The organism is Glaciihabitans sp. UYNi722 (assembly GCF_040549465.1).
GTDB lineage: Bacteria > Actinomycetota > Actinomycetes > Actinomycetales > Microbacteriaceae > Lacisediminihabitans.
Genome location: NZ_JBEPTL010000009.1, coordinates 62,684 through 83,232 on the forward strand (window position 1 = coordinate 62,684; position 20,549 = coordinate 83,232).

Consider the following 20,549-nt stretch of genomic DNA (forward strand, 5'->3'; position numbering starts at 1 on the left):
CCCTAGTGGGCGGATGCTGCCTGGCGCAGCTTGAGTAGCACCTGGTCGCGCAGCTGCTCAGGAGCCTTCTCCTGGCATGCCTTCTGCACCTTCTGGGTCAGCGTTATGCCGAGCAGGTGCTCCTCGCTGCAGTCGTCGCAGGTGGCGAGATGGTCCGAGACGTCCTGAAAGTCTCGCTCGCTCAACTCGCGACGCAGATACTCTTCGAGTTCGGATTTGGCTTTGTCACAACCGCAGTCGGTCATTTCTTCTTACTCCCAGCAGTGGCAGGTTGCGAGGCTCGGCCCTGGGCGGCAGAGATCCCGCGCTCCTGCGCGTAATCGGCCAGCAGGTCCCGAAGCATGCGCCTGCCACGATGCAGACGACTCATAACGGTTCCCACGGGGGTTTTCATGATGTCGGCGATCTCCTGGTAGGAGAAGCCTTCGACGTCGGCGAAGTACACGGCCATGCGGAAATCCTCGGGGATCGCCTGCAGGGCGTCTTTCACAGCGCTGTCGGGCAGGTGGTCGATCGCTTCGGCCTCGGCCGAACGGGTCGAACGTGCCTGCGTGACAGACTCGGCGCCGCCGAGCTGCCAGTCTTCAAGATCGTCGATCGTGCCCTGGTAGGGATCCCGCTGCTTTTTGCGGTAGTTGTTGATGAACGTGTTGGTGAGGATGCGATACAGCCAGGCCTTCAGGTTCGTGCCCTGCTGGAACTGCGCGAAAGCCGCGAAGGCTTTGACGAAGGTCTCCTGCACGAGGTCCGCGGCATCCGCGGGGTTGCGCGTCATTCGCAGTCCGGCCGCGTAGAGCTGGTCCATGAACGGTATTGCCTGCTCCTCGAAGAGGGAGCGGACATCCGGAACCGCCTCGATTTCCGGAGCGTCTGGCTCCGGGGCGGTCGTGTCATCCGTAGAAGTGGTCATCGTCGCCAAGCTTACTTCTCCGCGCCGGAGGGTCGCCCGACGGCTGACCTCAGGTCGATCGAGTAGAAGAGTCACTGGCGGTTCCGTTTCAACATGTGTAGTGGCGATACCCTTAGTAACCGATGCAGGTATTCAAGTATTCCGGGCCGGAGTTCAATCCTTTCGGCGACGATGTCGCCTCCCCTCCCGACCCCATCGGCGGTCCATGGCTGGCGCCGGTGGCAAGTGCTCCGCTGGCCGCAGTAATGACGCTTCCCGGGTCGAAATCGCTGACCAATCGCGAACTGGTGCTCTCCGCTCTCGCCGATTCGCCGTCCACGCTCCGTCGTCCGCTGCACTCGCGCGATACCGCGCTCATGATCCAGGCACTCCGCTCGCTCGGAACGACTATCGAAGAGATCCCAGGCGACGGCGACTACGGACCAGACCTGCGGATCACACCCGGCGAACTCGCCGGCGGCAACCAGATCGACTGCGGTCTTGCCGGCACGGTGATGCGCTTCCTTCCTCCGGTCGCCGCGCTCGCCCTCGGACCCGTAGCCTTCGACGGCGATGAATCGGCCCGTAAGCGTCCGATGCGCACGACTGTCGACTCGCTCCGTGCCCTCGGAGTGGATGTCAATGACGACGGGCGAGGCAAGCTGCCGTTCAGCCTCTACGGGCTGGGTACCGTGCGCGGCGGTGAGCTCTCCATCGACGCGTCGGGGTCGAGCCAGTTCGTCTCCGGCCTACTGCTGGCCGCGCCGCGCTTCGAGCAGGGACTCATACTTCGCCACACCGGCGAGCACCTGCCGAGCCTCGCGCACATCGAAATGACCGTCGCGACGCTCGCTCGTCGGGGCGTCGTGGTCGAGAATCCGGAGCCCGGGCTGTGGATCGTGCCAGCCGGGCCGATCGCCGGCATCGAGGTCGACATCGAACCCGACCTCTCCAACGCAGGACCTTTCCTCGCTGCCGCCGCGGTCGTGGGAGGAAGCGTCACGATTACCGGCTGGCCGGCGTCGACTACGCAGGTGGGTGCGGAACTGGCCGGGATCCTACGCGATATGGGCGCCGAAGTGACTCTCACCGAGACCGGTGAAGGCCTCGGCGATCTGACCGCGACAGGTACCGGCGCCCTCCACGGCATTCGGCTCGACAACGCCAGTGAGCTCGCGCCGACTATCGCCGCCCTCGCCGCCCTCGCCGACAGCGAGACGGTGCTGACCGGCATCGCTCACCTGCGCGGTCACGAGACCGATCGTCTCGCGGCCCTGGCGACCGAAATCAATGCCCTCGGCGGAGACGTGACCGAGACGGATGACGGGCTCGTCATCCGTCCGCGTCCGCTCCATGGCGGGCTCTGGCACAGCTACGAAGACCACAGAATGGCCACGGCGGGCGCGATCATCGGTCTCGTCGTTCCTGGGCTCGAGATCGACGACATCGCGACGACCGCGAAGACACTCCCCCAGTTCCCGCAACTCTGGCTCGGCTCCACGCTGCAGGTCGCGACAACTGCGCCGAACCCTCTCGAAATGTACTGACGATGAGCTGGCTGACGGATGTCGACGACGATGACGACGATAAATACGCCGACTACGAGGCCCGCTCCCGCCCCAATCCCAAGGGCAACCGCGCGCGCACCAAGATCAGGCCGGAGCACAACGACGCCGTAACCGGTCGCGTCTTCACCGTCGATCGCGGTCGCTACTCCGTGCTCGTCGGCGAGGGCACTCCGGAGGAGCACGAGGCGACGGCCTCCCGCGCCAGCGAGCTGCGCAAGCAGGCCATCGTGACCGGCGACTATGTCGACCTGGTCGGCGACACCTCCGGTGACGAGGGCAGCCTCTCCCGCATCGTGCGCATCCAGCCGCGGAGCACGATCCTTCGACGGAGCGCCGATGACTCGGACGAGGTGGAACGCATCATCGTCGCCAACGCCGACCAGATGCTGATCGTCGTCGCCGCAGCGAACCCCGAGCCACGCCCCCGGCTGGTTGACCGCTACCTGGTGGCCGCCTTCGATGCCGGCCTCGAGCCGATCCTCTGCATCACGAAGACCGACCTGGCCGATCCGGCGAGCTTTCTCGCCAACTTCGCCGGCCTCGACATCACCGTCGTGACGAGCGGCTTCGGAGCCATGCCAACCGACGAGATCGCGGCCCTGCTCGCCGGCCATACGACAGTCGCCGTCGGGCATTCCGGCGTCGGCAAGTCGACCATGGTGAACGCTCTGGTGCCCGACGCGAATCGCGCCATCGGCCGGGTGAACACGGTGACCGGGCGGGGGCGACACACGTCGTCATCCACGATCTCCTATCGCGTGGGCGACGGCTGGATCATCGACACCCCCGGTGTGCGTTCCTTCGGGCTCGGACACGTCAACCCCGACAACATCCTCAAGTCCTTCACCGACCTCGCAGTGCTCGCCATGGACTGCCCGCGAGGCTGCACTCATCTGCCTGATGCGCCCGACTGCGCGATTATGGAGGGTGTGGAGGAGGGCAGGCTCGGCGAAACGGGAAAGCTGAGGCTGGACTCGTTCCAGCGACTGCTGGCCTCGCTCGCCTGAGAGGCGCAGGCCAGGCCGAACGGCCCCGGTCGACGCACACCGTGTTCACCTCGCTCCCCTAACCTTGGAACCGTGACCGACAACGCCGCGCCCGCCGTTTACTCCCTGCAGTCCGACCTGGCACTCGCCCGCCAGCTCGCGGACATGGCCGATGCCATCTCGATGGACCGTTTTCGAGCCAATGACCTGTTGGTATCGATGAAACCGGACATGACCCACGTGACAGATGCCGACAAAGCTGTGGAGGCCGCCATCCGCGGTGCGCTTCACGACAGCCGCTCCGACGACTCCGTACTCGGTGAAGAAGCCGGCGAGGAGGCCGGCAGCGACGGATCGCACCGCCAGTGGATCATCGACCCGATCGACGGCACCGCGAACTACGTGCGGGGCGTTCCGGTCTGGGCAAGCCTCATTTCCCTCGCGATCGACGGTGAGCCGGTGGTCGGCGTGGTGAGCGCTCCCGCCCTCGGCAAGCGCTGGTGGGGCGCGAAGGGTCTCGGCGCCTTCGTCGATGAGCAACTTTCCTCCACGCCAATGAGCAGCGAACGCCGCATCCACGTGTCTCAGATCGCCGACCTCGCTGACGCCTCCATGAGCTCGAGCGGGCTGACTCGCTGGGAGCAGGCCGGCAAACTCGAGGAGTACCTCGGCCTGGCGCGGCGCGTGTGGCGCACGCGCGATTACGGGGACATGTGGCCGTACATGATGGTTGCCGAGGGCCTCGTGGAGATCGCCGGCGAGTACGACCTCAAGCCGTGGGATATGGCGGCGCTCATTCCGATTGTCGAGGAGGCGGGCGGACGGTTCAGCTCGGCTACCGGAGAACCTGGGCCATGGAACGGTTCTGCCGTCGCAACCAACGGCTTGTTGCACGAGACGGTCCTGGACGCCATTCGCTGAGACACGCGGCATCCGAATCTTGCTCCGCGGCGGCTGCCGATCATTAGCATGGAGCCGTGAAATCGCTTCCACTGCGTCAACGCCCGATCGACATTTTCTTTATCTGCATCTTCTCGGTGTTCATCGTGACCTGTATCATCAGCGACTCCGTCGAGGGCCTCGGCCTCGACCAGGTGGCCGACTCGACCAACCTTCTGGTGCAGTGGAATTTCACCTACTCGTCGAACTTCGACCCGCTCTACCAGGCCCATCCGCTCTGGCTGAGATTCATCAGCGGAACCTCGGCCTTCATCTACTTGCCGTTTTACGTGATCCTGATCATTTCCCTCGCCAAGGGCTGGAACCGCATCCAGCTGTTCGCAGTGATCTACGCGACCATGATCATCAGCCTCACCGCGATCCCGATCTTCGGTGTCGAGTTCTTCGGCGGCCCGGGCGAACGCACACCGAATCCTCTGGTCTTTGTGCTCTACAACGGCCCATATGTGCTCGTGCCGCTGCTCCTGCTCATCCGAATGCGTAAGGAGAAGCCGTTCACCCGCAAGTTTTGACCATTTCGATCCAGGGATGAACTTTCGACGACCAGAAGGTTGCAGCAAAGCGCACTCCCCGAACTGATCACAGTTTTCGCTAAGGTAAACGCGAGCATTAGTGCTTGAACAGTGTCTTGCCCGCGAGAAAGAAGTGCCATGCCCGCCACGTCCACGAAAACCTGGGCGCGCGCGCTCACCGTTATCACGGTCGGCGCGGCCGCGGTGCTGCTCTCCGGCTGCAGTCTCATCGGTAACCTCGCGAACGTCGGATCCAACTCCAGCTCCAAGCCGGGTTCGAGTTCAAGCTCCGCCACGGGCGGTCCGAAGTCCGACGTGTTCAGCATCAAGGTCGGTGACTGCCTCAACGACGAGAGCTCAGTGGATGACAATGGCAAGGTCACCGAGGTCCCGATCGTCGAATGCGCCGTTTCTCACGACAGCGAGGTGATCGCCAGCAAGAAAATCGCGGAGGGCGACGGCGACTTCCCCGGCGATGACAAGGTCAAGGCGGATGCCGACACGCAGTGCAACGCGCCGTTCGAGAAGTTCGTCGGGGCGACGCTCGACACGACCGGCCTCGACTACACCTACTACTTTCCCTCACAAGACAGCTGGAGCACGGGCGACCGCGAGATTCTCTGCGTGGTCTACAACCCGGATGGAGGGGTCGAAGGCACGCTCAAGGACCTGGGCCCGAAGTACCCGAAGACGACCGGACCAGCCGGATCATGACAGCGACAGTCGCCGGACGATCCCGTCTACGGTCTATGAGCACATCAGGAACGGCGGCAGCAGCCGGTCGTCTGAGCGGTCCGCCTGCCCTCATCGGTGCGGTGCAGCGGCGACGGCTCGGGTGCGAATAGAATTTGTTCGGGTCGTGCGGGCGCAGCATCCGCGATTTCGACCTTTCACCGATCACAGAGGAGCCTTCAGATGGCCGCCACGGGCAGCAATGACGTCCCCCGACCGATCGCTGGACTGATTTTCGTCCTGTTCTGGGCCATCGCCATCGTGCTCTGGTGCTTCGTCGGCAGCTTCACCGGCCATGCCACGCGCGGGTTCGTCGCAGACATCGGCATCGTCTTCGCCTCCGTCGGACTCATCGCACCGGCCATCATGACCAAATCCGGCTTTCTCACCGCGATGATCCTCAGCCTGATCGCCGTCGCGCTCTTCGCTTTCGCCGGCTATCTCGAGCTCACCGGCCTCGTCTACGGCCTGCGTCTGCTCGTGCCGTTCATCGCACTGCTGACCCCGCTTAACAAGCTGTTGAACGGCATCAAGATCTTCGCGTAACGCCGCCACTGCCGCAACTCTCAGGCCGCGACAAGTTTTCCCGGCAGAAACGGCAGCCACGGCGCGGAGTAGACGAGCGCCACAGGCTTGTCGGCGTCGAGAACGAACTCCGCAGCACCGAACTTCCACAGTCGGTTGAACAGGAAAATGCTGACGGCCGTCGGACCTTCAGCGGATGCCTGCCAGGTTTCTGTGCCCCACTGCGCTGGTTGCCCGCGGCCGTCGAACACCACCGTGGGCTTCGGAAACCAGCCAAGCCACGGCTTGCGCAGCGTCAGCTCGAAACGGCGGGAGGATGCGGATGCGGGAGAGGCCACCATGACAGCCTATGGTCAGCGCCAATGAGGGTCATCCGCTCGCGTTTAAGTGCCAAATGAAGGCATTGTCGGCCTAAACCGTGTGTGCGACCCCAGAAAACCGGGACCGACGGTCCACGAGGCCTTCATTTGGCACAAAAGCACAAGGCACTTGGAGCAGCACCGGCACTTGGAGCAGCCGAACAAACAGGTGAGGCCACCCGGTTGGATGGCCTCACAGCGCGCGATAGCGACCGATGGTGGAGATGGGGGGAATTGAACCCCCGTCCACTGCTGTGGTCATGTGCCTTCTACGGGTGTAGCCAGTGAAAGCGTTCTGCTCGGCTCCGGAATGTGCCACTGGCATCTAATCCGACAAGCCCAGCCTTAGTTTGAGTCCCGCAGCGCCCTAAGACGTGTGTCTTGCGACACGTCGCTGCAGCAATCTCTCTTGATTACGCCAGAACCCGGGTAGAGAGCATTCCCGGACTGACGGTCTCTATAAGTTGCTTGGGAAGAACTTACGCCGCGAGGGCGAAGTCTGCCTTAGCAGAGACAGTGCGGTTTGAATTGGCACTTATAGTTTGCAGAGATCGTTAACGAGATAACCCTGCATCCTCGACCCGCTTCTCACATTTGCGCAGGCAATGTCGAAACCGATCATCCCCATGCGCGTTCCTCACGGAACGGGTCGCTATCGCGCTCTGTTGAGTTATCAAATGCCGCCCGGAGGCAGCCCTCTAGTCTACGACGGATGCCCGGCGTGCGCCACCAGCGGCCTGGGCGTGACCAATGTAAAACCAATAATCGCTTCGGACGACGCGGCGAAGATGAGAGGATTCAGGGGAATTCGACGGACGCTGGGAGCCATCATGACCGACACGATCATCACCGTGCATGGCCGATTTTCCGCCTTCTATCCGGCAGAACGGGCCACGGTGGTCGTCACTATCCACCTCGAGGGAGCACAGAGGAACAGCGTCTTCGCGGCCGTCACGACCTCGGCGGACTCACTCCGCAGGGAGATTGTGACCAGGCACTCCCCCAGCAACGGCCCCATCACCTGGTGGTCGAGCGACGCTGTGCAGGTGTGGAGCGAGAAGCCGTGGAACAAAGACGGCAAGCAGCTGGCGCCGGTCTTCCACGCGCGCATCGGATTCACCGCCAAGTTCAGCGACTTCACCGAACTCTCAGCCTGGGTCGAGCGGGTGGCGGCGATCTCCGGCGTCTCGGTCGGCGGCATCGACTGGGACCTCACCGAGGCGCGCAAGAACGGCGTGACGGCGGAGGTCCGTTCCCGCGCCGTGAAGGATGCCGTGGCCAAGGCGAGCGTCTACGCCCAGAGCATCGGACTCGGCTCCGTACGTGCGATCGCGATCGCCGATCCAGGCATGCTCGGAGACCAGGTCGGCTCAGCGGCATCCGCCCCACAGTCCTACGGTTCGATGCGCATGGCATCGGCCACAGATAGTGCGGCACCCGCGCTCTCGCTCAAGCCCGAAGACATCGAAGTCAACGCCGTCGTGGATGCGCGGTTCGTTGCGAGTTAGTCAGTCGCCGAGGCTGCGCTGGGTTGACATCGCGCGCTGGGCCTCGCGAGTGTCCTGACGCTCACGGAGGGCCTGCCGCTTGTCGTATTCGCGCTTGCCCTTCGCCACGGCGATTTCGACCTTCGCCTTGCCGTCGCTGAAGTAGATCGAGAGCGGCACGATGGTGTAGCCGCCCTCCTTCGTCTTGTTGTGGATCTTGAGGATCTGGGCCTTGTGCAAGAGCAGCTTGCGTTTGCGGCGCGGAGGGTGATTGTTCCAGGTGCCCTCGTTGTATTCGGGAATGTGCACGGCATCCAGCCATGCTTCGCCGTACTCCACGAATGCGTAACCGTCCACGAGGGATGCACGACCAGCCCGCAGCGACTTCACCTCGGTACCTGTGAGAACCAGTCCGGCCTCATAGGTGTCTTCGATGGTGTAGTCGTGGCGAGCTTTGCGATTGGTGGCCACAACCTTCTGGCCACGTTCCCTGGGCAATGCTTGTCCTCTCTCAGGTTGAACCGACCTCGCATGCTCGGTCGGCACTCGCGTCGCAGATTGCTTCGCAATCTTCATAGCTGCAGCGCGCAGCCCAACAGTCTAACCTGCCGCGAGGGCGACTACACCTTGAGATAGCGGCCAATTGCGAAGCTCGCGGAGGACGCAGCCAGCACCGCTCCGACGACCAGCAGGATCGGCACGACGATGAGGGCATCCGTCATCCCGATGAACGGCGTATCGGTCGCCTGACCGCCGAGATAACCCTGCACGAAGTACTTCACGAGCAGCACGATGGCGCCGCCCGCGAGAACCGATCCGATGAGCGCGGCGATCACCCCCTCCAGAATGAACGGGGTCTGGATGAAGCGGTTCGACGCCCCGACCAGCCTCATGATCCCCAACTCTCGCCGTCTGGAGAAAGCGGACAGACGGATGGTGGTGGCGATCAGCAGCACGGCGGCGACGAGCATGAGCACCGCCACGCCGACCGCGGTGAGGCTCGCGGCGTTGAGCGCTGAGAAGATCGGATCGAGGTACTTCCGTTGATCGACCACCTGTTCGACCCCGGTGAGACCGGCGATGCTCTCACCGATGACAGCGGACTGGTTGGGGTCTTTGAGGTTGATCCAGAAGGTTTCCGGCAGGAATGCCGGAGAAACGAAGTCCGACCCGGTGGTGTCACTGAACTGCTGCTTGTAGCGCTTATAGACCTGGTCGTGGTTCTCGAAGCTGACGCTCTTGATGAGGCTGGCGAGGGCCGGCGCCTGGAGCGCGGCTTTCACCTGGTCTTTCTGGTCTTTGGTTGCCTCGACCTGGCTGCAGTTGCCGTCTGTGGAGGTCTCCGTGCACATGTAGATCGCGACCTGGGCCCTGTCGTACCAATAGCCCTTCATCTGGCCGATCTGGAACTGCAGCAGGATCGCCGCGCCCACGAATGTAAGCGAGATGAAGGTCACGAGAACCACCGAGACCACCATGGAGATGTTGCGTCGCAGGCCGTTGCCGACCTCCGACATGATCAGTCCGAATCTCACGGTGCGACCTCCGACTGTCCGGCGATACCGAGATCCTGGCGCGCTACCGGGGCCGTTCGCGGCGTGGCCGGGAAACCCTGGGTCGGAATCGTCTGGGTCTGGTATCCGCCCTGGCGCTCGTCGCGCACGATCTGCCCGCTGACCAGTTCGATCACGCGGCGCTGCATTTGGTCGACGATGCCGGCGTCGTGCGTAGCCATGATTACCGTCGTGCCGCTCTGGCTGATGCGTTCGAGCAGGGTCATGATGCCGGCGCTGGTCGAGGGGTCGAGGTTACCTGTCGGCTCATCGGCGAGCAGGATGGCCGGCTTGTTCACGATGGCGCGGGCGATGGCCACGCGCTGCTGCTCACCACCGGAGAGCTCATGGGGCAGCCGGTTGGTCTTGCCGGCGAGCCCCACCATCTTGAGAACGTCGGGAACCGCCTCCTGGATGAATCCTTTCGACTTGCCGATCACCTGGAGGGTGAAGGCGACGTTGTCGAACACGTTCTTCTGCGGTAACAGACGGAAGTCCTGGAATACGACGCCGAGATTGCGGCGGAAGAACGGCACCTTCCGACTGCTGAGGCTGCCGATATTCTGCCCGAGGACGTGGATCTGCCCACGACTGGGGTTCTCCTCCTTGAGCACAAGCCTCAGGAAACTGGACTTGCCGCTTCCGGACGCGCCGACGAGAAAGACGAACTCTCCGCGAAGGATCTCAAGCGTCACCGCATTGAGCGCCGGTCGCGCGTTCCCCTTATAGAGCTTGGTTACCTGATCAAACCGAATCATGACGGTATGAGCCTAGGCAGCCATCCAGCGGATGAACGGAGCGACTCACCCGATCAGCCTGCGAAATCCCTCTGCATCTGAATCACCGCGCCCGGCAGGACGGGTGACCCGCGACCTGGATGCCGAGGAGAGCGATTCGGGCCGAGCCGTCAGTCGCGAGCCTTCGCGACGGCAGCCACATAGCCCTCTGCGCGGATGGTGACCGCCGCCCAGTCCGCTGCATCTGCATCCGCGTTGGAGACGAGCGCACTGCCCACGGCGACGGCATGGGCGCCGCTGCGAAACCATTCGGTGAGGTTGTCCAGGTTCACGCCGCCTGTCGGGATGATACGAAGGTCGGGCATGGGCGCACGAACCTCACGGAGATAGCCAGGGCCGCCCTGCGAGGCGGGAAAGAGTTTCACGAATGTCGCGCCTGCGTTCTGCGCCGCATCGAGTTCTGATGGCGTGAACGCACCGCAGAGCACAGGGATGCCGGCTGCGATCGCCGCAGCCAGCACCTCGCGATTGAAGGTCGGGGTGACGATGAAGTCGGCTCCGGCCGTGGACACTGCCCTGACATCGTCGACGGTGCGCACGGAGCCTGCCCCGATCACGACATCCGACTCTGCGGTGGAACGGACAGCGCTGATGGCGGCTGCCGCGTCCGGGGTGGTGAGTGCGACTTCGACGGCGGTCAACCCTCCGGCGAGGAGTGCGCGAGCGGCCGGCTCTGCACCTCCCGGAACTCCGAGCCTGATAATGCCGACAAGGGGCACGCGGGCGAGTGCCTGTTCGAGGGCGATGCGACGGTCTTCTGCGACGGGCGAGTTCATAGGGCAATCCTTCCGCACGGAAGTGTGGAATCGTGCCACGATCTGGCGAGCCGACTGTCGACGCCGTCGCAACCGGTAACATCAGCGCGATGAGATTTTTGGCGCGACACCACTACCCGCTCGACCGTATTCATCCAGGGTCACGCGGGCTATGAACCGTCCAGACGTTGTGGGCATCGGCGAAGCGATGGTGCTCATGCAGGCTCCAGAAGGCGATTTGCTCGCAGGCGCGCGCTCCTATGACGTACATGTCGCGGGAGCCGAGCTCAATGCGTGCGCGGCGGTCGCTTCCCTCGGAGGCGCAGCAATCTATCTCACCAGGCTCGGCAATGACCCCTTCGCGTCGCAGATCCAGACCGCAGCAGGGGATCTCCATGTGGTGATCGATGCTGAGATCGACCTCACCCGCCCGACCGGTGTCTTCTTCAAAGACCTGACGGTCACCGACGAACGTCGGGTTTTCTACTACCGGGCAGGCTCGGCGGCATCCGCGCTCTCGGAGTCCGACGCCGATCGCGCCATGGATCTGCATCCACGCTCAGTGCTCGTCTCAGGCCTCACTGCAGCCCTTGGCGACACTCCAGCGAGGATGCTGCGCAGGGTGGCCGAACGCGTCGCGAAGACCGACAGCTGGCTTGTGGTCGACGCGAACCTGCGACCCACCCTCGGAAACCTCGACGTCAGCATGCGCACGATCCACGAGATCCTGCCGCAGACCCGGATACTCGTGCTCGGGCGCGATGAGGGTGAGCTGCTCTTCGGGCACAGCGACGTCGCCGGCATCATGCGAGCGGCGCTCGATGAAGGAGCTGCCGAGGTCGTCGTCAAAGACGGCGCCGAAGGCTCCCACTGGATGGACGAGGGCGGCAGTCCACAGCACCTCCCGTCGATCGCCACCGACGTCGTTGACACCGTGGGCGCTGGGGACGCGTTCACCGGCGGTTACCTCTGGGCACGGCTCAAGGGTATTGACGCACGCCGCGCCGCCGTTCTCGGCTCCTGGCTCGCGGCGGGAGTCGTCGCGACGCCCGGGGACTCCGCAGGACTCCCCACGGCGGATGACGCCTCTCGCTTCGTCACCGAACTGCTCGCGCAGGCCTGACTCCCCGCGCACTCTCGCATCCCCGCGCACTCTCGCATCCATCCGCGCGCCGTTTTGTCATCAGCGCGCACGTTGTAACTCGCGCGCTGATAACACAACACCGCGCGGATGAGGGTGAGCCGGTCGCGCGCCTTTCGCCAAGAACTACACGAGTAGATTCTCGAAAGTAACCATTCATTCCCCAGCAATGAATGAAGCGGCAGTGCTGTCGAATGCGGCATTGACTCGTGTAGATTTCGATGTGAAACTTCTTGCTGCTGCTGGATTTTGGCCGACGATACGGCCGCTCAGCGCTGTGTGAATACGAGCACTCCAGAAAGGTTCAACATGCCGATTTCCATTGGCGTCGTGGGCGCGGGCCAGTTCGCCGGCCAGTTCTCCACGCTATTCAAACTCCACCCGGGCGTCTCTCGCGTCTACGTGACGGACCTGCTCCCGGAGCGGGCTGAGGAGTTGAAAGAGCTCCAGGACCTGGACGGAACTTTCTCGGATTTCGATGCGATGCTGGCATCCGATGTGGATGCCGTCGCGATCTTCACCCAGCGCTGGACCCACGGCCCCCTCGTGGTGAAGGCGCTACGAGCCGGCAAGCACGTCTACTCCGCGGTGCCGATGGCCATCTCCGAGGATGAGATCGCCGCGATCATCGAGGCGGTTCGCGAGACCGGACTGACCTACATGATGGGTGAGACGAGCTACTACAACCCGGCGACCGTCTTCGCACGCAAGCAGCTCGCCGAGGGTAAGTTCGGCCGGGTGTTTTATGCCGAGGGCGACTACGTGCACGACATGGACCTCGGCTTCTACGCCGCCTACGAATACAGCGGCGGTGCGGAGTGGAAGCGCACAGCGAGCTACCCGCCGATGCTCTATCCGACACACTCGATCGGCGGTGTTCTCGGAGCCCTGCCGACCCACGCCGTCAGCGTCAGCTGCATCGGCGTGCACGACGATCGTGGTGATGGCGTCTTCGACCGCGAGACCAGCATGTTCGCCAACGACTTCTCCAACGCCACCGCGCTGTTCGAACTCGCTGGTGGCGGCTCGATGCGCATCAACGAGATGCGCCGGGTCGGCTATCCCTCCCACATCCGGGAGTCGCGCTTCCGTTTCTTTGGCACCGAGGGCAGCTTCGAGCAGCTCGCGGAGGTCTCGGTCTGGCAGAACAAGGAGGGTGTCGAAGACGTCTCCGCCCTGCTGGCGACGGACGCGACGATGGACGCGGATGATCCGGCTCTCGCGCACGTGGCTCCCGAGCTGCGCAATGCTTTCGTCTCCGGGCACTCGGCCGTGCACGACGTCTCTCGCCTGCCCGAGTCTTTCCTCGGAGCACCGGACGGCCATGAAGGCAGCCACCACTTCCTTGCCGATGACTTCGTCACGGCCGTCAACAACCGCGTACTGCCGCCGGTCAACGCCTGGGTCGCGGCCCGGTTCACCCTTCCGGGCATCATCGCGCACCAGTCCGCGCTGCAGGGCGGCGAACGTCTCGTCGTGCCCGATTTCGGCGACGCGCCGGGACCGGTCGGCACCTCGAACCTCAGTGATGCGAAGGGCACGGCCCGATAGCATCGGGAGCGAATCGGCCCTCCCGGCGACCAGACCAGTCTCCCGGCGGTCGCACCAGTCTCTCGCGGATGGGACGACAGCAGGAAGAGGAAGGCCAGCATGGTTCCCGACGGGGAAGCTCCGAAACGACGTGCCACACGCGCCGATGTCGCGCGCTATGCCGGTGTGAGCCCTGCCGTCGTCAGCTATACGGTGAATGCGGGCCCACGCCCGGTGGCGGCCGCCACGCGTGCTCGTGTGCAGGACGCCATCCGCGTGCTGGGTTATCGTCCGAACGCGGCGGCACGAACCCTCAAGGTGGGTTCGACCACGATGCTCGGTCTCATCGTTCCCGATTCGAGTAACCCATTCTTCGCCCAGTTCGGGCATGCGCTCGAGGACGTTGCGGCTGCGAGCGGGTATGCGCTGCTTGTCGTGAACGTCAGCAATACCAAGGATCTGGCGCTGGGCATCCGCCGCCTCGCCTCCCGTCAGGTCGACGGCATGTTCATCGCTGTCAAGCTGGGTATGGCCGACCTCGCCGCTCTCGGAGAGTCGGGAACGCCGGCCGTGCTGCTCAACCAGTCCGACGCGGTGAGCGGATTGCCGACCATCGGATCCGACCTCTACGAGGGCGCGCGCCAGGGCGTTCGCCACCTCATAGAGCACGGTCACCGCACCGTCGCCTTCGTGGGCGAGTCCGACCCGAGCGAGGAACGTCAACGCGGATGGCGTGACGCCCTCGCCGCTGCCGGCCTCGAATTAGGCCCGATCGCCGCGGCCGAGTTCACCAGGGAGAGTGGCTATGCGGCAGGACAGAGCCTCCTGACGCTCGAACAGCGACCGACAGCTGTCTTCGTGAGCTCCGACCAGCAGGCGGTGGGTGTTCTGCGCGCCTTCCATGAGGGCGGTCTGTCACTCCCCGCCGACATCGCGATCGTCTCACTCGACGGTTCCCCTGAGGCCGAATACAGCTGGCCCGCGCTCACTACCGTCGTTCAGCCGGTACGCGACATGGCCATGGACGCGCTCGAACGCCTCGTACAGCCAAACGCCCCGACGCGCTTCGTGCAGTACGCGACGACCCTGCTCATCCGGCAGAGCTGCGGATGCGGACACCTGCAGAGCTGAATCCGCTGGTCGCCCGCGATCGACTGCCGCACGACCCTAGCTGTCGGCCGAGACATCCCGTTTTCGCCACTTGATGCCAGCGTTGATGAAACCGTCGAGGTCTCCGTCGAACACGGCGGTTGGGTTGTTGACCTCGTAGTCGGTGCGCAGGTCTTTGACCATCTGATACGGCGCCAGCACGTAGCTGCGCATCTGGTCGCCCCAGCTCGCGGTGATCACACCGGCGAGCTCCTTCTTCTGGGCCGCCTCGCGCTCACGCTCGAGCAGCAGAAGCCGCGACTGCAACACGCGCATGGCGGCCGCACGGTTCTGGATCTGGCTTTTCTCGTTCTGCATCGACACGACAGTGCCGGTGGGAATGTGGGTGATGCGCACCGCGGAATCCGTGGTGTTGACGGACTGGCCGCCCGGGCCACTCGAGCGGAAGACATCGACACGGATGTCGCTTTCCGGAACATCGATGACATCCGTCTGCTCGATGAGAGGAATCACCTCGACCGCCGCAAAACTGGTTTGACGCTTGCCAGCCGAGTTGAAGGGGCTCATGCGCACCAGGCGGTGAGTGCCGGCCTCGACGCTGAGCGTGCCGAAAGCGTAGGGGGTATCGATCTCGATGGTGGTCGACTTGATGCCGGCCTCCTCCGCGTAGCTTGTGTCGAGCACCGTGGCCGGGCAACCGTGCTGCTCAGCCCAGCGCAGGTACATGCGCATCAACATCTCAGCGAAATCCGAGGCGTCTACACCCCCGGCGCCCGCACGGATGGTGACGACTGCTGCTCGCGAATCGAACTCGCCGTTAAGCAGGGTCTGCACCTCCAGCTCGCCGAGCAGTTTCTGGATGCTGGTCAGTTCGGTGCGGGCCTCGGCCGCGGCGCCGGCATCCGACTCCTCGTTGGCCAGTTCAACCATGATCTCCAGGTCGTCGAGACGCGACTGGATGCTGGTGATCTTGGCGAGCTCAGCCTGACGATGGCTGAGGTTCGAGGTGATCCTCTGGGCTTTGTCCGTGTCGTCCCAGAGGTCGGGTACACCCGCCTGCTCGCTCAGGTCGGCGATCTCCGCCGAGAGCCTGTCGACATCTACGACAGAACGAATGTCCGCGAAGGTCGAGCGAAGCGCAGCGATCTGTTCAGAAAAATCGAGCTCGTCCATGTCGCCGTCAAGACTACCGGAGCGCGGCCGAACGCCCGGCAAGAGAAGAGCAGCCGGCGCGATAGCATCACAAGAATGAGCAACGCAGAGCAGAGCTTCAGCTTTCGCTCTATCGCCCTACCCGCACTGCTGCCGACGCTGCTCTTCTCGATCGGTGAGGGCGCCATCATCCCGATCATCCCGGTGGTCGCCAACAACCTCGGTGCGACACTGGCTGTCTCCGGCCTCATCGCATCGATGATCATGCTCGGTGAGCTCTTCGGTGACATCCCCAGTGGCTGGATCGTCTCTCACATCGGTGAACGCACGGCCATGATCTACGCGGCCCTGGTAGCGGTCGTCGGGCTCATCATGGCGATCGTCGCACCGAATCCATTGGTGCTCGGCGCCGGCATCCTGCTCATCGGCCTGGCCACTGCCGTCTTCGCGCTCGCTCGGCACGCGTTCATGACCAGCTTCGTGCCGCGAGAGTATCGCGCCCGCGCGCTGTCAACGCTCGGCGGCACCTTCCGGCTCGGTTACTTCATCGGGCCATTCATCACGGTCGGCGTCATCAACCTGACGGGCAACACGCAGGCGGCGTTCTGGGTGCAGATCATCGGATGTGTGAGCGCTGCCGTTCTGCTGATGGTGCTGCGCGATCCCACCGCGGCGCTGGCGGCAAACCGTGCCCCATCTGGCCTGCGCGAAGGAGAAGAACTCGTCGCCGAAGAAGCCCACGGACTCTTCCACACCATCTGGCTGAACCGCGCCGTACTGGCGAGGCTCGGAACCGGTGCTGCGCTCATCGGTGCGATGCGCGCGAGTCGGCAGGTGATACTGCCGCTCTGGGCGGTGAGCATCGGCATTCCCGAGGCGCAGACCGCGCTCATCATCGGTGTCGCCGGCGCCGTCGACTTCGCCCTGTTCTACGCGAGCGGCCAGATCATGGACCGTTTCGGCCGCCTGTGGAGCGCCGTGCCCTCGATGATCGGACTCGGGGTTGGCCACCTGATCCTGGCGTTCACGCACGACGTCCAGGGGTCGATCGTGTGGTTCATCGCCACCGCGATGTTCCTGTCGGTGGCGAACGGCATCGGAAGCGGCATACTCATGACGCTCGGCGCGGACCTCGCCGACCCGCGAAATCCGGCTTCTTTCCTCGGCGCCTGGCGATTCACCGGTGATGCGGGAAGCGCCGCGGCACCTATCGCACTCTCCGCCATGACCGCCGTCGTCTCTATCGCGTTCGCCAGCGGTGTAATCGGCATCGTCGGGCTCCTCGGGGCCGCACTTCTGCTCCGCTATGTGCCGCGCTACTCCCCGGGACGCCCTAAGTAGCAGGCAGGAACGGCGCGAGCGCTTTTCCGAGGGGTGACGCGAGCAGGCTGCTGAAGGTCGCGGTCATATGGTGCTCGTCGGAGTAGACCAGCGTCGAACCGATGATCGGTGGACAGGATGTCGCGTCGCAGAAGTAGTCGCCGAGATCGATGTATCCCGATCCGGTCTTCTCTGCGACCGCTCGCTGCGCCGCTGCGATCGAGGGATTGAATACCGTGTCACGGGTGGCAGCGCAGAGCGGAGTGTCGTCGAGATGCGCGGAGAGACAGGTGACCGGTGATGTCGGGAACTCCGGCGTATCGGCGATGGTCACGACTCGCGAGATCGAAGGCAGTCGCTCGAGCGTACTCATGGCGCCGGCCTTCCAGTCCTTCTCGATCCTGCTCGCGGATTGATTCGGTGTCGGGCCGAGGTGGTTCGTCAGCACAATGAGGTCTGGCGGGTTCGCCCCGAGCACCGAGAGGACGTTGTCGCGCCACGCGGAACAGGAGGCGTTCGCCGATCCATGCCACTTCACATCGGTGTCCTCGGAGCGGCATCCCGACTTTGTGAAGGTCTCGAGACGCACATCCTGCTTCTCGGTGATCCCTTTGAGGGCGGGAAACCATCGGCCGGCGTGGGAATCCCCGAACAGTGCGACCACGAATGGCGCATCTGACGGGCCGAAACTGCAGCTGAGCGGCGCTGTTCCGGAGATCCCCTGCTGGCAGGTATCGGAGTAGAGCTCCCCGGTATCAGCGGTGGCGGCGGCGAGCGACGGGGCGAGGTTCACCGGCACGAATGCCGTGCCTTTCGGCCCCTGAGCGAGCACGGTGGCAGCGGCCGGCCGCTTGGAGTGAAGCGGAAGTTGAGCTACCGCCCCGCCGGCGAGCAGAACGCTGGCGGCCACGGCGAGTGACGAAACCGCCGCCACAAGCGCTACGCGGCGGGGACGACCGCGAGGAACGCGGAAACGCGACTCGACGAAGCGGTAAAGCAGCCAGGCAAGGGGAACGGAGGCGACGCCGAGCAGGATTCCGAATGGCAGCGGAATCGTCTCTGCAAGCCCTGCCCGCTCCCTGGCGAGCACGAGGAGCGGCCAGTGAACAAGGTAGATCGAATACGAGATGCGACCGAGGAACTGCAGAGGAGGGAGGCTGAGCAGGCGCGACGGACCCCGTTCCGCCGCGCAGGCGATGAGCATCGCCGCTCCAACCGTCGGCACGAGTGTCGCGAATCCCGGGTAGGAGGTCTCGTCGGTGAAGAGCACCGTGGAGGCGATGATCAACGCCAGGCCGAGCCATCCGAGAATCGTCGTCAGCAGTGGATGCAGGCGTGAAACGAGCGGTCCGGCGAAGGCCACGAGGCCACCGATGGCAAGCTCCCAGGCCCTGGTCGGCAGGGAAAAGAACGCCCAGGGCTGCGAAATCGGCATCAGCACCAGGCAGGCGGCGAAGGAGAGCACGGCGATAGCCGCGATCACGATGATCAACAGTTTCGAGGATCGCCGCACGATCCAGAAGCCGGCGAGTAGAAGAATCGGCCAAAACAGGTAGAACTGTTCCTCCACGCCGAGAGACCAGTAGTGCTGGAAGGGCGACGGCGAAGTGCCGGCCAGGTAGTCGGTCTGTTGCACCGCGAAGTACATATTCTGCACGTAGAGCGCTGAGGCCGCGGCATCCTTCAGGATGTCGGCGACCCGCAACGGCGAGGCGAGGAAAAAGGCGGCTATCGCCGTAAGCACCAGAACCACGAGCGCCGTAGGCAGGATTCGGCGGGCGCGGCGAGCGTAGAAACTGCCGAAGTCGATGCGACCACGCTCGCGAAGGGATGAGACAAGGTGCCCCGTGATGAGGAAGCCGGAGATCACGAAAAAGACGTCGACACCGACGAAACCGCCGCCGAAGCCGGGAACGCCGACGTGGCCGAGAACGACGAGACCGACAGCGACGGCTCGGAGCCCCTGGATGTCGTTTCGAAAGCGCGCCACGGGCGTGACGGTAACATCCGCTGTTGAATCGGGGGTTAACGCGGTTAGGCGCGCACCAGTCGCAGTGCGAACCGTGCGAAGCGGTTGCGGATGATGCTCGCCAGCGTCTTCTCTCCCCGACAGACCGCGATGAACAGTCGCGAACCGACGGCCGAGTTCGCGATCACCAGGTGCACGAGCCGCGGATGCCGTTCGAAAACCCTGAGCAGGCGGGAGCCAGCCCGGATGTCTGGTGCGAGGTCGGCGAGCACCCGGTCGACGTAGCCGTCGAGTGCCTCCTCGCCGCCGCCCGCAGCCGCTTCGCCCGCCCAGGTTCCGGAGCGCAGCGCGAACGAGATCCCCTCGCGAGTCCATGGATCGAGCAACGCTGCCGCATCACCGGTCACGATCACCCGTCCTCTGCGCAGTGGGGAGTCATCCGTGCGCCACTGGGCCAGGTGGCCTGAGGAGCGCTCAACGGTGGCGCCGGCCAACCCGAGCTGGCCGACCCAGCGATCGAGGTAGCGTCTCGTGGCGTCGGGCGAACCCTTCGCCTGGATGACCCCGACGGTCAGGATGTCGTCTTTCGGGAACATCCAGGCGTAGCTTCCGGCATCCTCTCCCCAGTCGAAGAAGACCTCGTCGTTCCATCTGCGAAGAGCTGTCGGCGTGGTGATCTCGAGTTCGAGAGCGAGATCCACGCCGCCCGGAGTCACTCCGACGTACCGGCCGCACCGACCGTTCGTGCCGTCGGCGCCGATCACCGTGCGGGCGCTGATCTCGCCATGGCTGGTGTCGAGTACCACGAACTCGTCTTCCCGCAGCGACTTGACCTGCACACCGTCGACGAAGGTGGCGCCCGCCGCGACGGCGGCTGAGGCGAGTGCGTCGTCGAATCTCTCACGCTGCACCATCGACAGGAAGGACTGGCTCTCGGTGTGGGATGTCGCAGAGCCTCCACGCAGCGTGAACCTCACGGTGTCGACGCGCTGCTCGACTGTCGCCAGAATGGATGCCGGAACGTAGTCGATCGAGAGGCCGATGAGCCCGCCGCCGCAGGTCTTGTATCGCGGAAATCGCGCCCGATCGACCAATAGCACGGTGGAGCCGCGCTCCGCGGCCACCCGAGCGGCCGACGATCCAGCCGGGCCGGCGCCCACCACGACGACATCCCACACACTCTGATCGGTAACCGCAGACATTT

The 20,549-nt window shown here is 64.2% G+C and carries 21 protein-coding genes and 1 other RNA gene; 11 read left to right on the top strand and 11 right to left on the bottom strand.

The window, feature by feature from the left end:
* Nucleotides 1–2 precede the first annotated feature (2 nt).
* Nucleotides 3–245 carry a zf-HC2 domain-containing protein gene (locus tag ABIB56_RS08575; RefSeq protein WP_354568751.1) on the bottom strand — a complete coding sequence of 81 codons (243 nt, stop codon included), beginning with the start codon at nt 243–245 and terminating at the stop codon, nt 3–5.
* Nucleotides 242–910, bottom strand: coding sequence for a sigma-70 family RNA polymerase sigma factor (locus ABIB56_RS08580; protein ID WP_354568753.1), 669 nt, complete (start codon nt 908–910; stop codon nt 242–244). Before ABIB56_RS08580 ends, ABIB56_RS08575 begins: the two co-directional genes overlap by 4 nt.
* A 122-nt stretch (nt 911–1,032) precedes the next feature.
* Here ABIB56_RS08580 and aroA point away from each other — a divergent pair, with 122 nt between their 5' ends.
* The 6 genes from aroA to ABIB56_RS08610 all read left to right on the top strand — a co-directional run bounded on the left by aroA (nt 1,033) and on the right by ABIB56_RS08610 (nt 6,193).
* Nucleotides 1,033–2,436, top strand: a complete 1,404-nt coding sequence (aroA, locus tag ABIB56_RS08585) for a 3-phosphoshikimate 1-carboxyvinyltransferase (protein ID WP_354568754.1) — start codon at nt 1,033–1,035, stop codon at nt 2,434–2,436.
* A 2-nt stretch (nt 2,437–2,438) separates the two neighbouring features.
* On the top strand, nt 2,439–3,464 hold the full coding sequence (rsgA, locus tag ABIB56_RS08590) for a ribosome small subunit-dependent GTPase A (protein WP_354568756.1): 1,026 nt from the start codon (nt 2,439–2,441) through the stop codon (nt 3,462–3,464).
* A 72-nt stretch (nt 3,465–3,536) separates the two neighbouring features.
* A complete protein-coding gene (locus ABIB56_RS08595) occupies nt 3,537–4,364 on the top strand; it encodes an inositol monophosphatase family protein (RefSeq protein ID WP_354568757.1) in 828 nt (275 codons plus the stop codon).
* Nucleotides 4,365–4,420: 56 nt separating this feature from the next.
* Entirely contained in the window at nt 4,421–4,915 is a 495-nt protein-coding gene (locus tag ABIB56_RS08600; RefSeq protein WP_354568758.1) for a DUF2781 domain-containing protein, read from the top strand.
* Nucleotides 4,916–5,053: 138 nt separating this feature from the next.
* Complete coding sequence (locus ABIB56_RS08605) at nt 5,054–5,629, top strand: septum formation family protein (protein WP_354568759.1); 576 nt, start codon at nt 5,054–5,056, stop codon at nt 5,627–5,629.
* 201 nt (nt 5,630–5,830) lie between these two features.
* Nucleotides 5,831–6,193, top strand: coding sequence for a hypothetical protein (locus ABIB56_RS08610; protein ID WP_354568761.1), 363 nt, complete (start codon nt 5,831–5,833; stop codon nt 6,191–6,193).
* Nucleotides 6,194–6,213: 20 nt separating this feature from the next.
* Here the strand turns inward: ABIB56_RS08610 and ABIB56_RS08615 are convergent, their stop codons facing one another.
* Entirely contained in the window at nt 6,214–6,510 is a 297-nt protein-coding gene (locus tag ABIB56_RS08615; protein ID WP_354568763.1) for a hypothetical protein, read from the bottom strand.
* A 237-nt stretch (nt 6,511–6,747) separates the two neighbouring features.
* Nucleotides 6,748–7,157: a transfer-messenger RNA gene (gene ssrA / locus ABIB56_RS08620) on the bottom strand.
* Nucleotides 7,158–7,361: 204 nt separating this feature from the next.
* Between ssrA and ABIB56_RS08625 the strand changes: the two genes are divergently transcribed.
* Nucleotides 7,362–8,039, top strand: a complete 678-nt coding sequence (locus ABIB56_RS08625; protein ID WP_354568764.1) for an SIMPL domain-containing protein — start codon at nt 7,362–7,364, stop codon at nt 8,037–8,039.
* Here ABIB56_RS08625 and smpB read toward each other — a convergent pair whose 3' ends face one another.
* The 4 genes from smpB to ABIB56_RS08645 form a co-directional block, all read right to left on the bottom strand.
* The gene (gene smpB / locus ABIB56_RS08630) at nt 8,040–8,516 is read right to left on the bottom strand and encodes an SsrA-binding protein SmpB (RefSeq protein ID WP_354568766.1); all 477 of its coding nucleotides are present in this window, start codon (nt 8,514–8,516) and stop codon (nt 8,040–8,042) included. It abuts the gene before it with no gap.
* A 122-nt stretch (nt 8,517–8,638) separates the two neighbouring features.
* Nucleotides 8,639–9,553, bottom strand: coding sequence for a permease-like cell division protein FtsX (ftsX, locus tag ABIB56_RS08635; protein ID WP_354568767.1), 915 nt, complete (start codon nt 9,551–9,553; stop codon nt 8,639–8,641).
* On the bottom strand, nt 9,550–10,329 hold the full coding sequence (gene ftsE / locus ABIB56_RS08640) for a cell division ATP-binding protein FtsE (RefSeq protein ID WP_354568768.1): 780 nt from the start codon (nt 10,327–10,329) through the stop codon (nt 9,550–9,552). The genes ftsX and ftsE overlap by 4 nt, the downstream gene beginning before the upstream one ends.
* Nucleotides 10,330–10,478: 149 nt before the next feature.
* Entirely contained in the window at nt 10,479–11,144 is a 666-nt protein-coding gene (locus ABIB56_RS08645; RefSeq protein ID WP_354568770.1) for a bifunctional 4-hydroxy-2-oxoglutarate aldolase/2-dehydro-3-deoxy-phosphogluconate aldolase, read from the bottom strand.
* Between the two features lie 151 nt (nt 11,145–11,295).
* Between ABIB56_RS08645 and ABIB56_RS08650 the strand changes: the two genes are divergently transcribed.
* From ABIB56_RS08650 to ABIB56_RS08660, 3 genes are all read left to right on the top strand, one after another.
* Entirely contained in the window at nt 11,296–12,246 is a 951-nt protein-coding gene (locus ABIB56_RS08650) for a sugar kinase (RefSeq protein ID WP_354568771.1), read from the top strand.
* A 327-nt stretch (nt 12,247–12,573) separates the two neighbouring features.
* The gene (locus ABIB56_RS08655; protein WP_354568772.1) at nt 12,574–13,815 is read left to right on the top strand and encodes a Gfo/Idh/MocA family protein; all 1,242 of its coding nucleotides are present in this window, start codon (nt 12,574–12,576) and stop codon (nt 13,813–13,815) included.
* 99 nt (nt 13,816–13,914) lie between these two features.
* Nucleotides 13,915–14,925 carry a LacI family DNA-binding transcriptional regulator gene (locus ABIB56_RS08660; protein WP_354568773.1) on the top strand — a complete coding sequence of 337 codons (1,011 nt, stop codon included), beginning with the start codon at nt 13,915–13,917 and terminating at the stop codon, nt 14,923–14,925.
* 36 nt (nt 14,926–14,961) lie between these two features.
* Here the strand turns inward: ABIB56_RS08660 and prfB are convergent, their stop codons facing one another.
* The gene (prfB, locus tag ABIB56_RS08665) at nt 14,962–16,077 is read right to left on the bottom strand and encodes a peptide chain release factor 2 (protein ID WP_354568774.1); all 1,116 of its coding nucleotides are present in this window, start codon (nt 16,075–16,077) and stop codon (nt 14,962–14,964) included.
* A 75-nt stretch (nt 16,078–16,152) separates the two neighbouring features.
* On the opposite strand from prfB, the gene ABIB56_RS08670 reads away from it, so the two are divergent.
* Nucleotides 16,153–17,397 (top strand): MFS transporter, encoded by a 1,245-nt coding sequence (locus ABIB56_RS08670; protein WP_354568775.1) that lies wholly within the window; start codon nt 16,153–16,155, stop codon nt 17,395–17,397.
* Here the strand turns inward: ABIB56_RS08670 and ABIB56_RS08675 are convergent.
* Both ABIB56_RS08675 and ABIB56_RS08680 read right to left on the bottom strand, forming a co-directional pair.
* Entirely contained in the window at nt 17,390–19,366 is a 1,977-nt protein-coding gene (locus tag ABIB56_RS08675) for an acyltransferase family protein (protein WP_354568776.1), read from the bottom strand. The genes ABIB56_RS08670 and ABIB56_RS08675 overlap by 8 nt on opposite strands.
* A gap of 44 nt (nt 19,367–19,410) precedes the next feature.
* Nucleotides 19,411–20,547: a geranylgeranyl reductase family protein gene (locus tag ABIB56_RS08680; protein ID WP_354568777.1), complete on the bottom strand. Its 1,137-nt coding sequence runs from the start codon at nt 20,545–20,547 to the stop codon at nt 19,411–19,413.
* Nucleotides 20,548–20,549: the final 2 nt, after the last annotated feature.

Bases quoted from the DNA above. Each gene is read 5' to 3' on its own strand.
- ABIB56_RS08575 (WP_354568751.1), bottom strand. From the start codon at position 245: ATGACCGACTGCGGTTGTGACAAAGCCAAATCCGAACTCGAAGAGTAT.
- ABIB56_RS08580 (WP_354568753.1), bottom strand. From the start codon at position 910: ATGACCACTTCTACGGATGACACGACCGCCCCGGAGCCAGACGCTCCG.
- aroA (WP_354568754.1), top strand. From the start codon at position 1,033: ATGCAGGTATTCAAGTATTCCGGGCCGGAGTTCAATCCTTTCGGCGAC.
- rsgA (WP_354568756.1), top strand. From the start codon at position 2,439: ATGAGCTGGCTGACGGATGTCGACGACGATGACGACGATAAATACGCC.
- ABIB56_RS08605 (WP_354568759.1), top strand. From the start codon at position 5,054: ATGCCCGCCACGTCCACGAAAACCTGGGCGCGCGCGCTCACCGTTATC.
- ABIB56_RS08610 (WP_354568761.1), top strand. From the start codon at position 5,831: ATGGCCGCCACGGGCAGCAATGACGTCCCCCGACCGATCGCTGGACTG.
- ABIB56_RS08625 (WP_354568764.1), top strand. From the start codon at position 7,362: ATGACCGACACGATCATCACCGTGCATGGCCGATTTTCCGCCTTCTAT.
- ftsE (WP_354568768.1), bottom strand. From the start codon at position 10,329: ATGATTCGGTTTGATCAGGTAACCAAGCTCTATAAGGGGAACGCGCGA.
- ABIB56_RS08645 (WP_354568770.1), bottom strand. From the start codon at position 11,144: ATGAACTCGCCCGTCGCAGAAGACCGTCGCATCGCCCTCGAACAGGCA.
- ABIB56_RS08650 (WP_354568771.1), top strand. From the start codon at position 11,296: ATGAACCGTCCAGACGTTGTGGGCATCGGCGAAGCGATGGTGCTCATG.
- ABIB56_RS08655 (WP_354568772.1), top strand. From the start codon at position 12,574: ATGCCGATTTCCATTGGCGTCGTGGGCGCGGGCCAGTTCGCCGGCCAG.
- ABIB56_RS08660 (WP_354568773.1), top strand. From the start codon at position 13,915: ATGGTTCCCGACGGGGAAGCTCCGAAACGACGTGCCACACGCGCCGAT.
- prfB (WP_354568774.1), bottom strand. From the start codon at position 16,077: ATGGACGAGCTCGATTTTTCTGAACAGATCGCTGCGCTTCGCTCGACC.
- ABIB56_RS08670 (WP_354568775.1), top strand. From the start codon at position 16,153: ATGAGCAACGCAGAGCAGAGCTTCAGCTTTCGCTCTATCGCCCTACCC.
- ABIB56_RS08680 (WP_354568777.1), bottom strand. From the start codon at position 20,547: ATGTCTGCGGTTACCGATCAGAGTGTGTGGGATGTCGTCGTGGTGGGC.